Origin of the sequence: Janibacter melonis (assembly GCF_003721155.3) — a bacterium.
Classification (GTDB): Bacteria; Actinomycetota; Actinomycetes; order Actinomycetales; family Dermatophilaceae; genus Marihabitans; species Marihabitans melonis.
Map to the genome: position 1 here is coordinate 3217673 of NZ_CP044548.2, position 15369 is coordinate 3233041.

Consider the following 15369-nt stretch of genomic DNA (forward strand, 5'->3'; position numbering starts at 1 on the left):
AACCCTGTCCCGCGCCGTGACCTCGGCTGCGGGCCCGTCCCCGCCGTGGGCTACGGTTCGGATCGCGCACCCCGCCGAGAGCCGCGACGAATCCGCGGCACGGGGCGCGAGGCAAGGAGTCCCCCATGAGCGCCCCCAACCTCGTCATCGTCGAGTCGCCGGCCAAGGCCAAGACCATCGCCGGCTACCTCGGCCCCGACTACGTCGTCGAGGCCTCCGTCGGTCACATCCGCGACATCCCGCAGCCGCGCGAGCTGCCCGCCGACATGAAGAAGGGTCCCTTCGGCCGCTTCGGCGTCAACGTCGAGGACCGCTCCTTCGAGCCGTACTACGTCATCGACGCGGACAAGAAGAAGAAGGTCACCGAGCTCAAGCGCCTGCTCAAGGACGCCGAGACCCTCTACCTCGCCACGGACGAGGACCGCGAGGGCGAGGCCATCGCGTGGCACCTCCTCGAGGCGCTCAAGCCCAAGGTCCCCGTCAAGCGGATGGTCTTCCACGAGATCACCAAGGAGGCCATCCAGCGCGCGGTGCAGTCGACCCGCGACATCGACATGGACCTCGTCGACGCCCAGGAGGGGCGGCGCATCCTCGACCGTCTCTACGGCTTCGACATCAGCCCCGTGCTGTGGCGCAAGATCAAGCAGGGCCTGTCCGCCGGCCGCGTGCAGAGCGTCGCGACCCGCGTCGTCGTCGAGCGCGAGCGCGAGCGGATGGCCTTCCGCTCCGCGAGCTACTGGGACGTCACCGGCAGCTTCACCCCGACGAGCTCGCGCGAGGACTTCTCCGCCCGGCTCTCGGCCGTCGACGGCTCGCGCGTCGCGAGCGGTCGCGACTTCGCCGACGACGGCACGCTGCGACGCAGCGACGTCGTCCACCTCGACGAGGCTGCCGCGACGGCCGTCGCGAGCGCGACGAGCGCCGCCAGCGCGAGCGTGGCCTCGGTGAGCGAGAAGCCGTACACCCGCCGCCCGTACGCCCCCTTCACCACCTCGACGCTGCAGCAGGAGGCCTCGCGCAAGCTGCGCCTGGGCAGCCGCGAGGCGATGCGCGTGGCCCAGCGGCTCTACGAGAACGGCTACATCACCTACATGCGCACCGACAGCACGAACCTGTCGCAGTCGGCCGTGAGCGCGGCCCGCGGCCAGGCGCGTGACATGTACGGCGCGGACTACGTGCCCGAGTCGCCCCGCGTCTACGGCAAGAAGGCCAAGGGCGCCCAGGAGGCGCACGAGGCGATCCGCCCCGCCGGCGACCGCTTCCGCACCCCGGCCCAGGTCCAGGGCGAGCTGCGCGGCGACGAGTTCCGCCTCTACGAGCTCATCTGGAAGCGCACCATCGCCTCGCAGATGGCCGACGCGAAGGGGTCGACCGCGACGATCAAGATCGTCGCCGACATCACCGGCTGCCCCGCGGGCAGCAGCGCCGAGTACACGGCTTCGGGCACCGTCATCACCTTCAAGGGCTTCCTCGCCGCCTACGAGGAGGGCCGTGACGAGAGCCGCGGCGCCGCGGAGGACGAGGAGCGTCGTCTGCCCCGCCTGTCCGAGGGCGTCGCCCTCGACGTGCTCGACGCCGTCGCCGCCGGCCACGAGACCTCGCCGCCCCCGCGCTACACCGAGGCCAGCCTCGTCAAGCGGATGGAGGAGCTCGGCATCGGCCGGCCCTCGACGTACGCCGCGACGGTCGCGACGATCCAGGACCGCGGCTACGTGCGCAAGGTCGGCTCCGCGCTCGTCGCGACGTGGCTCGCCTTCGCCGTGACGCGTCTCATGGAGGTGCACTTCCCCCGTCTCGTCGACTACGACTTCACCGCCCGGATGGAGGAGGACCTCGACCAGATCGCGGCCGGCCAGGCCGACCGCGTCGCCTGGCTCGCCCGCTTCTACGACGGCGACGGCGACGCCGAGGGCCTGCGTCAGATGGTCGAGGACCTCGGCGAGATCGACGCGAAGGGGATCAGCACGATCGAGATCGGCGACGGCGTCGTCGTGCGCGTCGGTCGCTACGGCCCGTACGTCGAGGAGGTCGCGCCGCAGGGCGTCGACCCGAGCACCGGTGAGGTCGCCGAGGGCGCGAGCCTGCCCGACGGCGAGGCGGACAAGCCCCGGCGCGCGAACGTCCCCGAGGACATCGCCCCCGACGAGATGACCCCGCAGAAGGGTCGCGAGCTGCTCGCCCAGTCCGCCGAGGACGGCCGCGAGCTCGGCACGAACCCCGAGTCGGGTCGCGTCGTCGTCGCCAAGGCCGGTCGCTACGGCCCGTACGTCACCGAGGTCCTCACCGACGAGGAGGCCGAGCTCAAGGGCAAGGCGAAGGTCAAGCCGCGCACCGCCTCCCTCTTCGCCGACATGGACATCGCGACGATCGAGCTGCCGACCGCCCTTCGCCTGCTCTCGCTGCCGCGCGTCGTCGGCACGGTCACCGAGACGGTCACCGGCGACGACGGCTCGACCTCGGAGCAGCAGGTCGAGATCACCGCGCAGAACGGCCGCTACGGCCCGTACCTCAAGAAGGGCACGGACAGCCGGTCGCTGACGAGCGAGCAGCAGCTCTTCGACATCACGCTCGCGGAGGCCGAGGCGATCTACGCCCAGCCCAAGCAGCGTGGCCGGGCGGCCGCGAAGCCCCCGCTGCGCGAGTTCGCCGAGGACCCGGCGAGCGGCAAGAAGGTCGTCGTCAAGGAGGGTCGCTTCGGCCCGTACGTCACCGACGGCGAGACGAACGCGACGCTGCGCCGCGACGACGAGCCCGAGACGATCACCCAGGAGCGCGCCTTCGAGCTGCTCGCGGAGAAGCGGGCGAAGGGGCCGACGACCCGCAAGAAGTCGACGACCAAGAAGACGACAGCCAAGAAGGCGACGACGAAGAAGGCGGCGACGAAGAAGACCGCCGCGAAGAAGACGTCGACCCGCACGAAGGCGACCGCGAAGAAGGCGTGATGCTCGCTACGGGCGGGGGGCGAGCCGGCTACCGGCCGGTAAGGTCGGCCGGGTCGTCGACTCGAAGGTGAACCGATGAACCCCCTGACCGTTGTCAGCACGATGGCCCGGCGCGGCATGCTCGCCCCGGGGCCGCCCCACCAGCAGGTGAGCCAGCTCGCGGCGCTGCGGCGCTGGGGGTTCGGGCTCGCCGGCGAGCTGCGCCAGGCCGCCGCGCGCAGCCCGAAGGTCGTCGCGGTCGTCGACGAGGGTCGTGGGGCGGTGACCTACGCCGAGCTGCTCGCCCGCTCCGAGCGCGTCGCCGCGGTGCTGCTCGACCGCGGCTACGGGCCCGGCGACCGGCTGCTCCTCCTGGCGCGCAACCACGTCGGCGCGATCGAGGTCATGTGCGCGACCGCCGCCATCGGGGTCGACGTCGTCCTCGGCAACACCGGCCTGCCCCCGCAGCAGCTCGCGCTCGTCGCCGGCCAGCAGGACGTGCGGGAGGTGGTGCACGACGACGACCTCGCCGAGTGCGTCACCGGGCTCGGCGCCGAGGTCGAGCGGATCGGCGAGTCCGAGCTCGAGGCGCTCGTCGAGCGCACGCCGCAGCCGGGCCCCCTTCGTCCGCCGGCGCGCGGTGGCCGCACGATCATCCTCACCTCGGGCACGACCGGGACGCCGAAGGGGGCGGCCCGCAAGACCCCGGGCGGCTTCGGCCCGCTCATCTCGATCATCGAGCGCATCCCGCTGCGGGCGCGTGACCGCATCCTCGTCTCCGCCCCGCTCTTCCACACGTGGGGCTACGCCGCGATGCAGCTCTCCGTCGCGATGCGGGCGACGATCGTCCTCCAGCGCCGCTTCGACCCGCTGGCCGCCCGCGTCGCCCTCGAGGAGCACGAGGTCGACGCGATGTTCGCCGTGCCCGTGATGCTCCAGCGGATGATGGAGCTGCCGTCCGACCCCGGCGCTCGCGAGCGTCGGCGGCTGCGGGTCGTCGCGACGTCGGGGTCTGCGTACCCCAGCGGCTTCACGACGACCTTCATGGACGAGTACGGCGACGTCCTCTACAACCTCTACGGGTCGACCGAGGCGTCGTGGGTGTGCATCGCGACCCCGCAGGACCTGCGCCGCGACCCCGACACGGCCGGCACCCCGCCGCTGGGCACCCGGGTCCTCGTCCTCGACGACGACGGCCGCGAGGTGGCGCCGGGGGAGACGGGGCGGATCTTCGCCGGCAACGAGCTCGTCTTCGACGGCTACACCGACGGCCGCACCAAGGAGCGCCTCCACGGCCTCGTCTCCACCGGTGACATGGGCTCGGTGCGCGACGGGCTCTACTTCGTCGCCGGGCGAGACGACGACATGATCGTCAGCGGCGGCGAGAACGTCTACCCCAGCGAGGTCGAGTCGCTCCTCGTCCAGCACCCGGCGGTGCGCGAGGTCGCGGTCGTCGGGGTGCCCGACCCCGACTTCGGGCAGCGCCTGGCCGCCTTCGTCGCCGTGCGGCCCGGGCACTCGATCGACGCCGACGAGGTCAGGGCCATGGTGCGCGCCGAGCGGGCCCGCCACTGCGTGCCGCGCGACGTCGTGCTCGTCGACGAGCTGCCGCGCAACGCCACCGGCAAGGTCCTGGCGCGCGAGCTGCGCGAGCGCCTCGCCTGAGCCACGTGCGCGAAGGGGGCCGTCGCGACGGCCCCCTTCGTCATGCCCCGCTCGGGCGAGCGGTCAGAGCCACTGCCCGAAGGCGAGGGGCTCGCGGGTGAAGCGGTAGGTCGCCCACGTGAGGTGGCTGACGCCGCCCGACGCGTCGCGGTGGACGTGCAGGCGCTCGCCGCGCTCACGGCCCGAGACGGTCCGGTAGGAGTCCTCGCCGGCCGGCTCGAAGACCGAGGGCGGGGTCCCCTTCGGCGCACCCACGGCCTGCGCCTCGAGCGCCCCCTCGCGGACCGAGAGGACGAAGCCGCTGCCTTCGGAGAACCAGTGGCCGAGGAGCGGGAGGAGCTGCTCGGGCACGCTCGTGCCGGGCACCCACGCCTTCGGGGCCACCGGCTCGAGCTCGATCGCCCGGGTGCCCATGCCGATCGCGGCGACCGAGGGCGAGACCGGGGCGGTGTTGTTCATGAGGACGACGCCGGTCGTCGCGCTCTCGCGCTCGGTGAAGACCCCGGTGACCGAGCCCGGCCACCCGCCCGTGTGACCGACCCACGTGCGCCCCTCGTGGCGCTGGAGGATCCAGCCCAGGCCCCACGCGAGGGTCCAGCCGCGGGGGTCGGCCATCGTCTGCGGCTGGCACATCTCCTCCATCGTGTCGGGGGAGAGCACCTCCCCGACGGGGTCGGCGACGAAGCCGCCCCAGCGGGCCAGGTCGGCGGCCGTCGAGCGCAGCCCGCCGGCGGGGTCGAGGGCCTTCGCGTCGAAGTCGGGCTCGGGCAGCGGCACGTCGGTGAAGGGCGGCACGTAGTACCCCCTCGCCCGGCGGCCGCTGCCTCGCGTGGAGGTGCGGCGCATCTCGAGGGGGTCGAGGATGCGGCGCTGGATCGCCTCGTGCCACTCGCAGCCGTCGAGCCGGGCGACGATCTCGCCGAGGAGCGAGTAGCCGAGGTTCGAGTAGTGCCAGCGGTCGTGCGGGCGACCCACGCGCTCGGCCTGGCTCCAGCCCGCGACGAGCTCGTCGCGCTCCGGCATGACCATCGTGTCGAAGACGCCGCCGACGGGCTCGCGCTGCATCCCCGAGGTGTGCGAGAGGAGCTGGCGGATCGTCACCCGCTCGTGGGTGCTGCCGGGCACGTGCGCGTCGACCGTGTCATCGAGGTCGAGCCGGCCCTCGTCGCGCAGCGCCATGACGGCGACCGCGGTGAAGGTCTTGCTGTTACTCGCCACGGGGTATTGGGTGTCCTCGTCGGGCGTCGCGTCGGGCTGCTCGAGGTCGGTGGTGCCGATGCCGCGGAACCACTGCAGCTGCCCCGCGCGCGCCACCCCGGCGGCCAGCCCGGGCACGCGCCCGTCGCGCTGGGCGTCGTGGGCGAGCAGGTCGAGCGAGCGGGCGGTGGTGTCGGCGAAGGGCATGGCGCCACGGTATCCGTGGGCCGTCGGCCCCGTGGCCTAGGCTCGGCCGGGTGAGCGACCCCACCCGACCTGGCCTCTTCATCGCCTTCGAAGGGGGAGACGGGGCCGGCAAGTCGACGCAGGTCGGGCTGCTCGCCGAGGCGCTGCGTGCCGCCGGCCGGGAGGTCGTGACGACCCGTCAGCCCGGGGGCACGGCGCTCGGCTCCCAGCTGCGCGACCTCGTGCTCCACGGCTCGGCGATGGCCGCCCGTGCCGAGGCGCTGATCTTCGCCGCCGACAAGGCCCAGCACGTCGCCGAGGTGGTCCGTCCGGCCCTCGAGCGGGGCGAGGTCGTCGTCACCGACCGCTACACCGACTCCTCCGTCGCCTACCAGGGGGCCGGGCGCGAGCTGCGGCACGACGAGGTCCACGCCGTGCAGATGTGGGCCGTCGGCGACCTCCTGCCGGATCTCACCGTCGTCGTCGACGTCACCGCCGAGCAGGGCAGGGCTCGACGCGGCGAGGTGCACGACCGGCTCGAGTCCGAGGGCGACGCCTTCCACGAGGCGGTGCGCGCGCACTTCCTCGCCATGGCGCAGGGCGAGCCCGAGCGCTACGTCGTCGTCGACGGCGGGCAGGACCCGCAGGACGTCCATGGCGAGGTGCTCGCCGCGCTCGAGCAGCGCGGGCTGGCCGACGGGCTGGTGACGGCGTGAGCGTGACGACCGGGGCTGCGCCCGGGGTGTGGCGCGACGTCGTCGGGCAGGAGCCGGCGCTCGAGGTCCTGCGCCGGGCCGTCTCCGACGACGCGGCGATGACTCACGCCTGGCTCTTCACCGGGCCGCCCGGGTCGGGGCGATCCGTCGCCGCCCGAGCATTCGCCGGGGCGCTCATGTGCGCCGCGGGCGGGTGCGGGGAGTGCCGCGAGTGCCGCACGGCGCTCGACGGCACCCACGCCGACGTCGACGTGCTCGCCACCGAGGCGCTGTCGATCGGTGTCGCCCAGGCCCGTGAGCTCGTCCAGCTCGCCGGCCGCTCGCCGTCGGTCGGGCGCTGGCGGGTCATCCTCGTCGAGGACGCCGACCGGCTCACCGAGCAGTCCGGCAACGCCCTGCTCAAGGCGCTCGAGGAGCCGACGCCGCGCACGGTGTGGCTGCTGTGCGCGCCGGCGACCGACGACGTGCTCGTCACCGTGCGCTCGCGCGCCCGGCACGTCCGTCTGCGCACCCCGTCGGTCGAGGACGTCGCCGACCTGCTCGTGCGCCGTGACGGCGTCGAGCGCCAGGCCGCGGTCCACGCCGCCCGGGCAGCCCAGAGCCACATCGGCATGGCCCGCCGGCTCGCGACCGACGAGGGCACCCGGACCCGTCGCTACGACACGATCTCGCTGACGACCCGGATACGCGGGGTCGCCGACGCCGTCTCCGCGGCCGCCGATCTCGTGCGCATCGCCGAGGAGGAGCGCGACAAGGTGCTCGTCGACCGGCACGCCGAGGAGAAGGCCAAGCTGCTCGCCACCCTGGGCGCCGAGGCGGGGGCGCGCACCCAGCCCCCTCACGTCCGCTCGCAGATCTCCGGTCTGGAGAAGTCGCAGAAGACGCGAGCCACCCGCTTCACCCGCGACATGATCGACCGCTCGCTCACCGACCTGCTGTCGGTCTACCGCGACGCGCTCGTCCTGCTCACCGGCGAGGCCGTCGCGCTCGTCAACGAGGACTCGCGCGAGGTCGTCGAGGACGTCGCGCGCGCGCTGAGCGCCGAGCGGCTGCTCCTCGCGATGGACGCGATCGGTGTCGCCCGCCGGCGGATCGAGGCCAACGTCGCGCCCCTGCTCGCGCTCGAGGCCATGGCGATCGACCTCACGCTGCCTTAGGTAGCGTGCTCGCATGAGCCGCCCCCTCCTCGCCCGTCTCGTCGCCACGGGCGCCGCGTCCGCGCTGCTCCTGTCGGGCTGCTCCTTCCTGCCCGGCCAGGACGAGCCCACGGCGGCCGACCCGAGCGCGACCGTGCCGCCGCAGGGGCAGGAGGACCTCGCGCGCTACTACGAGCAGGACCTGTCGTGGGGCGACTGCGAGGGCGGGGCCGAGGGGGAGTGCACCGAGCTCGAGGTGCCCGTCGACTACGAGGACCCCGAGGGCGAGACGCTGAAGATCGCGGTGCTCAAGGTGGCGGCGAAGCGCAAGAAGCAGGGCAGCCTCGTCGTCAACCCGGGCGGTCCCGGCGGGTCGGGCACCGAGTACGCCAGCTATGCCGACTACGTCGTCAGCGGCGACGTGCGCGACCGCTTCGACGTCGTCGGCTTCGACCCGCGTGGCGTGGGGCGCTCGGCGCCGGTCGACTGCCTCGACGACGGCGCGCTCGACGACTTCCTCGGTCAGGACCCGACGCCGGACGACGCCGCCGAGGAGCAGGCCCTCGTCGACTCGGGGAAGGCCATGGGTCAGGGCTGCGAGCAGAAGTCCGGGACCGTGACCCCGCACGTGTCGACACCTGAGGCGGCTCGTGACATGGACGTGCTGCGGGCCGCGCTCGGCGAGAGCCAGCTGACCTACCTCGGCAAGTCGTACGGCACCTACCTCGGCGCGACCTACGCCGAGCTCTTCCCCGAGAAGGTCGGCCGCTTCGTCCTCGACGGCGTCGTGGCCCCCGACCTCACGACGGCGGAGATGAACATCGGTCAGGCGAAGGGCTTCGACACCGCGACGCGGGCATGGGCCCGCTCGTGCGCCGAGGACGACTGCGCCCTCGGCAGCACCGAGGACGAGGTGATCGAGACGATGCAGGGCATCCTCGACGACCTCGACGAGTCCCCGATCCCCGGCGCCGGTGATCTCGAGCTCACCGAGGGCTGGGCCAGCCTCGGCATCGCCCAGGCGATGTACGACCAGGGCGCGTGGAGCACGCTGACCGACGCGCTCGTCGCGGTGCAGGGCGGCGACGGCAAGGACCTCATGCAGCTCGCCTTCCAGTACGCCGACCGCAACCCCGACGGGCAGTACGCCGGCAACATCATGGAGGTCATCTACGCGGTCAACTGCCTCGACCACCCCGAGCCCGAGGGCGACGAGCGCGAGCAGATGATCGAGCAGGCGAAGAAGGACGCCCCGATCTGGGGAGAGGTCATCGCCGGCGGGTCCGGCCCGTGCGCGAGCTGGCCCTACGAGCCGGTCGTCGAGCCGCACACGATCTCGGCGAAGGGAGCCGCCCCGATCCTCGTCATCGGCACGACCCGCGACCCGGCGACGCCGTACGAGTGGGCGGAGCGGCTGCACGACCAGCTCGACGAGAGCCGTCTCGTCACCCACGAGGGCGACGGGCACACCGCGTACATGCGGCAGAACTCGTGCGTGGACTCGGCCGTCGACGACTTCTGGCTCACGGGCGAGCTGCCCGAGCAGGACATCACCTGCTCCTGATTTCGCGCGGCCGGGGGCCGTCCGTATACTCGCACTCGCGTCCTGGCGATCCCATGGCGCACCCGCCGCCTTAGCTCAGTCGGCTAGAGCGATTCACTCGTAATGAATAGGTCGTCGGTTCGACTCCGACAGGCGGCTCCACGCAGGACAGCACGACGAAGGCCCCCGGCTCCGGCCGGGGGCCTTCGTGCTGCCCGGGGTCGTACAAAACCCTGCTGGCTGCCCTTCGTCGTGCCAGGTGCCTTTCGAAGGGGTCCTGGCACGTCAAGAGGCAGCCAGCAGGGTCTTGTCAGTCTGGGTGTCCGGTCGGGGTGGGGTCGTCGTCACATCTGTGCCGGCGGGGCGGGGCCGGTCTCGACGAGGTGGACGCTCACCCCTTCGGCGCGGACCTGGGCGAGCGCCGCGCCGTCGGCGTCCGTCGTCGTCACGAGGTCGGTGAGGTCGGCGATCTCGCCGAACCGGAAGGTCGAGGTGCGGGAGAGCTTCTCGGGGGTGATGACGAGGACCCGGCGCGCGCCCGCGGCCAGGCAGGCCCGCTTGACCTCGGCGTCCTCGTACGTCGTCGAGGTCAGCCCGAAGCCCGGGCGCGCGGAGCACGTGCCGATGATCGAGACGTCGACGTTCGTGTCCCCGAGGGCGCGCACCGCGGGGTGGCCGGTGAAGGCGAGCGTGTCGTTCTCGACCGGCCCGCCGGGCACGACGACGGAGGCACCGGGCAGCGTCGCCATCGCCGCCGCCGCATGCAGCGACAGGGCCAGCGCCGTCACAGGGCGCCCGGCGAGGTGCGTCGCGACGGCGTAGCAGGTCGTTCCGTTGTCGAGCACGAGGGACGAGCCGTCCTCGACGAGGGATGCGGCCGCGGCGGCCAGGGCGGCCTTGCGGTCGCGGTCGGCGTCGAGCCGGACGGCGAAGGGCATGGGTGTCCCCCGGGCGTGTGCCCGGGTGACCCCGCCCCGCACGCGCCGCACCGCGTCCTGCGCGGCGAGCTGGGCGAGGTCGCGGCGGACGGTGATCGCGGACGCGCCGGTCAGCTCGCACAGGGCCTCGACCGAGACCGTCGCACCGGACTCGACGGCTCGGATGATCATCCGGTGTCGTTGTGATCGTTGCACGTGATCATCCAAGCACCTACGGTCACGGCCGTGCCCAGCCTCCTGCTCCGTCCCGCCTCGCCGGCGCGTGCCCGCACGGGCGTCTCGCTGATGTTCCTCACCAACGGCGTGCTCTTCAGCGCCCTCCTGCCCCGATACCCGGAGATCAAGGCGGCGTTCGACCTGACCAACAGCCAGTTCGGGCTGCTCGTCGTCGCCTTCCCCACGGGGGCGCTCGTCGCCGCCGGTCTCGGAGGGCGGGTCATCCGCCGACTCGGCGTCCTGCGCACGAACGCGGTCGGCTCGGTGCTCCTCGCCGTCGCGCTGGCGGTGGCGGCGGCGAGCGGCTCGGTGTGGTCCTTCGCGGCCATGCTGCTCCTCGCGGGTGCGGTCGACGCCCTCGTCGACGCGGCCCAGAACGTCCAGGGTGTCCTCGTCGAGCAGTGGCGCGGTCGGTCGGCGATGAACTCCTTCCACGCCCTGTGGTCGGTCGGAGCCACGACCGGTGGTCTCGTCGGCGCGACGGCGGCTGCCGCCGGGGTCTCGATCTCGACGCAGATGGTCGTCAACGGTTCCGTCTGGGTGGTCGTGGCCCTCGTCGCGTGCCGTCTCGCGGTGGTGCCGGAGCACGTGCGCTCGCAGCTGCGCGCCGCCGAGGCTGTCCCTGCCGGCGAGGACGCGGACGGCCGGTCCTCCTCGGTGCGTCGGCACGCCTGGCGCCTGCTCGTCCCCTTCGTGGTGCTCGCCATCTGCGGCACCCTCGTCGAGGACGTCGCGAACAACTGGGCCGTCCTCTACCTCGGTGACGTCGTCGCTGCGCCGACCGCGGTCGCCGGGCTCGGCCTGAGCGCCGCCCTCGGCGCGCAGTTCGTCGGCCGCGTCCTCGGAGACCCGATGACCGACCGGTGGGGCCGCATCGCCGTGGCTCGCGCAGGCGGTCTGCTCGTGGCGGCGGGCTCGTTGCTCGTCGTCCTCGCCCCGACGTACGTCGTCGCGCTCGGCGGCTTCGCGGTCGCAGGGTTCGGCAGCGCGACCCTCGTGCCGGCAGCCTTCGCCGCCGCGGGACGGGTCCCGGGGCTGCCGGAGGGCACCGGCATCGCCGTCCTCGGGTGGCTCATGCGGATCGGCTTCCTCGTCACCTCCCCGGCCATCGGGTCCGTGGCCGACCTCACCAGCCTGCGCGCCGGGCTGCTCGTCCCGGTCGTCGCCGGCCTCGTCGCCGCCGCCGTGGCGCACGGCCAGCGGCGGGCTCAGGTCCGGATCTGATGCGGCCGCCGGCACCGACGGGACCCGTGGAGGCGCTGCCCCCGTATATGCCGGGCGACGACCCGGGGAGTCCCGTTACTGCCGGGTAGCCACGGCGACGGTCGGCTGTCCGCAGGGGTGACCCGATCTCCGGCATGGCCCGCGTCCCGGAGGGACCCGGGCGCCCGCGCCGCTTCGACGATGCGTGAGGTCTCGACGCGTCAACCGGCGGGGTCGGGGCAAGATTCCGCGCTGACACCGACGGGCCTCACCTCGGCGCACCTCTGCAACGGGGTGCCGTCGGCGCCGACCACCCGCCGGGAACCCAGTGGCGCGTCGAGCTGCACGTGCTCGGTGAGGTACGTGATGACCGCTGCACAGTTGACGTCGTCGTCCGTCCTCGTCTCCAGAGCGGGCGCGACGACGACCTCGCTGTCGCTCTCGCGCACGTCCAGCGAGACGAAGCGCAGGTCTTGGCACCCCTTCGTCACCGAGACCGCCAGGGTGCGGTCCTGATCCGAGTACCCGTACTCGTACGTGCCGGTCAGGGACACCTGGTCCCACCCGCCGACGAGCCCGCAGCCGGCAAGCGGGAGCAGCGCGGCGCCCAGCGCTGCCGCAATCGCTCGCACCACCTCAGGCCAGCTCGTCGCGCAGCTGGCGCTTGAGGATCTTGCCGGAGGTGTTCTTCGGCAGCGCGTCGACGACGTGCACGGACTTCGGCACCTTGAAGCCCGCGAGCCTCGTGCGGGCGTGCTCGAGCAGGTCGGCGGTGCTCACCTCGTCCTGCAGCACGACGACCGCGGTCACCGCCTCGACCCAGCGCTCGTCCGGGATGCCGATGACGGCGGCCTCGGCGACGGCGGGGTGGCTGAAGAGGGCGTCCTCGACCTCGCGCGAGGCGATGAGGACGCCGCCGGAGTTGATGACGTCCTTGATCCGGTCGACGACGGTGATGTACCCCTGCTCGTCGACCCGCACGAGGTCGCCGGAGTGAAACCACCCGTCGACGAAGGCCTCCGCCGTCTCCTGCGGCTTGTCCCAGTAGCCCAGGCACAGCTGGGGCGAGCGGTAGACGACTTCGCCCATCTCGCCCGGTGCCACGTCGCGCCCCTCGCCGTCGACGACGCGCATCTCGGTGAGCAGCACAGGGCGCCCCGCCGAGTCGGGTCGCTCTGCGTGCTCCTCGGGCCGCAGCACCGTGCACAGCGGTCCCATCTCGGACTGCCCGAAGCAGTTGTAGAGACCGAGCTCGGGCATCTTCGCCTGGAGCCGCTCGACGACCGGGCCGGGCATGATCGACGCGCCGTAGTAGGCCTTGCGCAGCGAGGCCAGGTCGCGCCCGGCGAAGTCGGCGTGGTTCGTCATCGCCACCCACAGCGTCGGGGCGGCGAAGAAGGCCCGGTGCCCGTCGCGCTCGATGCGCGCGAGGATCTCGCCGGGGTCGGGCACCTCGAGCAGCGTGCTCCGGGCGCCGACCGCGAGCCACGGCAGGAGGAAGACGTGCATCTGCGCCGAGTGGTAGAGCGGCATGACGTGCAGCGGCTCGTCGTCCTGCGCGAGGTCGAGCGCGACGACGCAGCTGAGGTACTCGGCGACGAGGGAGCGGTGCGTCATCATCGCGCCCTTGGGCCGCGACGTCGTGCCCGAGGTGTAGAGCAGCTGGGCGAGGTCGTCGTCGGCGACCTCGACGTCGACCTCCGGCACCTCACCCGTGCGCGCGGCGTCGAGCAGCGAGCCCTCGGCGTCGCGAAGGGGGAGCGAGGGCACGGGCGCCTCGAGGTCGTCGAGCCGGGGCGCGAGGTCGGGGTCGGCGAGGACGAGCGAGCTGCCGGACTGCGTCACGAGGTACTCGAGCTCGTACCCGGTGAGGTTGTAGTTGAGCGGCACGTGGACGAGCCCGGCGCGGGCGCACGCGAGGAAGCCGAGCAGGTACGCGTCGCTGTTGCGCCCGAAGGCGGCGACGCGGTCCCCCTTCGTCAGGCCCTGCGCGAGCAGCGCCGCGGCCGCCCGGCTCGTCGCGTCCTCGAGCTCGCGGTAGGTCCACTCCCGCTCGCCGAAGACGAGGGCCACCCGGTCGCCGAAGGCGCGGGCGCTGCGTCGGACGACACCGTCGATCGTGCTGCTGCGCATGAGGCTCATGGCCCGAAGGGTGCTCGATCGGGCAGGGCCTGACAAGGGGTCGTCAGGACGAGACCGAGCGCACCCGCGACAGGATCGCCTCGGTGACCTCCTGCGGGCGCTTCTCGGGCAGCCAGTGCCCGGCGCTCACCTCGACGAAGCGGTACGCCGCGCCGGGGTCGACGCCGGCCTTCTCCGCGGCCCGGCGCACGACGACGCCGGTGCGCTCCGCGGCCGCCCGCCCGAGCGCCGCGTCGCGCGTGCCCCAGACGAAGGTCGTGGGGACGACGTCGGCGGCGGTGCGCACGCGCTCGGGGCGAGCCGGGCTCTTCGACCCGCGGACTCGCTCGGCGACCATGTGCTTGAGGGGCAGCGCGGCGCGGTACCAGTTGAGGCTCGCCTGCGCCGCGCCCGGCTGGGCCATCCGGTCGGCGTACTGCTGCGCGAGGTCCTGCGGGAGGCCGGTGCGCACGAGGAAGGGCCGGGTGAGCCGGCGGAAGAGGGCGGCCGGCACGACGGGCAGCGCGAAGAAGGCCATGTAGGCGCTGCGCCGGGCCTGGTCGCCGTGCTTGAAGGCCCACGCCATCGCGGCCGGGTGCGGCGTCGAGAGCACCGTGAGGCTGGCCACGCGGTCGGGGTGTCGCGAGGCGACGGTCCACGCGAGCGCGCCGCCCCAGTCGTGACCGACGACGTGCACGCGCTGCGCGCCCACCGCGTCGGCGAGGGCGATGACGTCGGCGACGGACTCGCCGATGACGTAGTCGGAGGCCCGGGGCGGACGAGCGCCGGGGGAGTATCCGCGCAGGTCAGGGGCGAGCACGCGCAGGCCGGCCTCGACGAGCGCCGGCGTGATGCCCCGCCAGGCACGGCGGTCCTGCGGCCAGCCGTGGAGCAGGACGACGACCTCCTGGCCGTCGGTCACGGCAGCGGCGTCGTCGCCGGCGGAGTCGTCGAGGTCGAAGGTCAGCCCGTCGCGGGAGAAGTAGCGCACCCGCTCAACGTACAGATGGGCCTTCCCGTGAGGCACCCTTGCCCTCATGATCTCCCGCCTGGCCTTCACCGACGCCTGGGAGATGGACCACCCCGCCGACGAGGTCCTGCGCGTGCTCGCCGACGTCGACTCGTACATGCGGTGGTGGCCCCAGGTGAAGGAGGTCGAGCGCGTCGACTCCGAGCACGGGCAGCTGCGCGTGTGCTCGCGCATCCCCATCAGCCTGCGCATGACGATCACCCGCGAGGCCGAGCTGCCCGAGATCGGCCTGCTCCGCGTGCGCGTGCAGGGCGACCTGCGCGGGTGGAGTCAGTGGCACGTCGCGGCCATCCCCGGCGGGTGCCGGGTGGCGTACACGCAGGAGGTCTCGATCGCTCACCCCTTCTTCAAGCTCGTCGCCGCCGTGCCCCTGCTCGGGGTCCGGGCCATCCGGGCCAACCACGACGCGATGATGCGCGGCGGTCGGCAGGGCCTGGGCGAGTACCTCGCCGCCTGAGGGCGGCCCGACGGCGGACGCACGAAGGGGTGCCGACCAG

General features: G+C 73.2%; 12 protein-coding genes and 1 tRNA gene. 8 read left to right on the forward strand and 5 right to left on the reverse strand.

Annotated elements, in window-relative coordinates:
- Positions 1-125 precede the first annotated feature (125 nt).
- Together topA and EEW87_RS15490 are read left to right on the forward strand one after the other, a co-directional pair.
- A complete protein-coding gene (gene topA / locus EEW87_RS15485) occupies positions 126-2942 on the forward strand; it encodes a type I DNA topoisomerase (RefSeq protein ID WP_123091328.1) in 2817 nt (938 codons plus the stop codon).
- A gap of 75 nt (positions 2943-3017) precedes the next feature.
- Complete coding sequence (locus EEW87_RS15490) at positions 3018-4586, forward strand: AMP-binding protein (RefSeq protein WP_123091327.1); 1569 nt, start codon at positions 3018-3020, stop codon at positions 4584-4586.
- A gap of 63 nt (positions 4587-4649) precedes the next feature.
- Here the strand turns inward: EEW87_RS15490 and EEW87_RS15495 are convergent, their stop codons facing one another.
- Positions 4650-5990 carry a serine hydrolase domain-containing protein gene (locus EEW87_RS15495; protein WP_123091326.1) on the reverse strand — a complete coding sequence of 447 codons (1341 nt, stop codon included), beginning with the start codon at positions 5988-5990 and terminating at the stop codon, positions 4650-4652.
- Positions 5991-6040: 50 nt separating this feature from the next.
- On the opposite strand from EEW87_RS15495, the gene tmk reads away from it, so the two are divergent.
- The 4 genes from tmk to EEW87_RS15515 all read left to right on the forward strand — a co-directional run bounded on the left by tmk (position 6041) and on the right by EEW87_RS15515 (position 9526).
- Positions 6041-6685, forward strand: a complete 645-nt coding sequence (tmk, locus tag EEW87_RS15500; protein WP_123091325.1) for a dTMP kinase — start codon at positions 6041-6043, stop codon at positions 6683-6685.
- Positions 6682-7842 (forward strand): DNA polymerase III subunit delta', encoded by a 1161-nt coding sequence (locus tag EEW87_RS15505; RefSeq protein ID WP_240341617.1) that lies wholly within the window; start codon positions 6682-6684, stop codon positions 7840-7842. Before tmk ends, EEW87_RS15505 begins: the two co-directional genes overlap by 4 nt.
- 13 nt (positions 7843-7855) lie before the next feature.
- Positions 7856-9385, forward strand: coding sequence for an alpha/beta hydrolase (locus EEW87_RS15510; protein ID WP_123091323.1), 1530 nt, complete (start codon positions 7856-7858; stop codon positions 9383-9385).
- 64 nt (positions 9386-9449) lie between these two features.
- A tRNA-Thr gene (locus EEW87_RS15515) sits at positions 9450-9526 on the forward strand.
- 182 nt (positions 9527-9708) lie between these two features.
- Here the strand turns inward: EEW87_RS15515 and EEW87_RS15520 are convergent.
- Entirely contained in the window at positions 9709-10473 is a 765-nt protein-coding gene (locus EEW87_RS15520; RefSeq protein ID WP_205473746.1) for a DeoR/GlpR family DNA-binding transcription regulator, read from the reverse strand.
- 54 nt (positions 10474-10527) lie between these two features.
- On the opposite strand from EEW87_RS15520, the gene EEW87_RS15525 reads away from it, so the two are divergent.
- Complete coding sequence (locus tag EEW87_RS15525; RefSeq protein WP_240341618.1) at positions 10528-11742, forward strand: MFS transporter; 1215 nt, start codon at positions 10528-10530, stop codon at positions 11740-11742.
- Between the two features lie 200 nt (positions 11743-11942).
- Here the strand turns inward: EEW87_RS15525 and EEW87_RS15530 are convergent, their stop codons facing one another.
- From EEW87_RS15530 to EEW87_RS15540, 3 genes are read right to left on the reverse strand one after another with little or no spacing between them, the layout of a single operon-like run.
- Positions 11943-12356 carry a hypothetical protein gene (locus EEW87_RS15530; protein ID WP_123091321.1) on the reverse strand — a complete coding sequence of 138 codons (414 nt, stop codon included), beginning with the start codon at positions 12354-12356 and terminating at the stop codon, positions 11943-11945.
- Between the two features lies 1 nt (position 12357).
- Positions 12358-13863, reverse strand: coding sequence for a fatty acyl-CoA synthetase (locus EEW87_RS15535; RefSeq protein WP_123091320.1), 1506 nt, complete (start codon positions 13861-13863; stop codon positions 12358-12360).
- A 43-nt stretch (positions 13864-13906) separates the two neighbouring features.
- Entirely contained in the window at positions 13907-14833 is a 927-nt protein-coding gene (locus EEW87_RS15540; protein WP_123091319.1) for an alpha/beta fold hydrolase, read from the reverse strand.
- Between the two features lie 46 nt (positions 14834-14879).
- On the opposite strand from EEW87_RS15540, the gene EEW87_RS15545 reads away from it, so the two are divergent.
- On the forward strand, positions 14880-15329 hold the full coding sequence (locus tag EEW87_RS15545) for an SRPBCC family protein (RefSeq protein WP_123091318.1): 450 nt from the start codon (positions 14880-14882) through the stop codon (positions 15327-15329).
- Positions 15330-15369 lie beyond the last annotated feature (40 nt).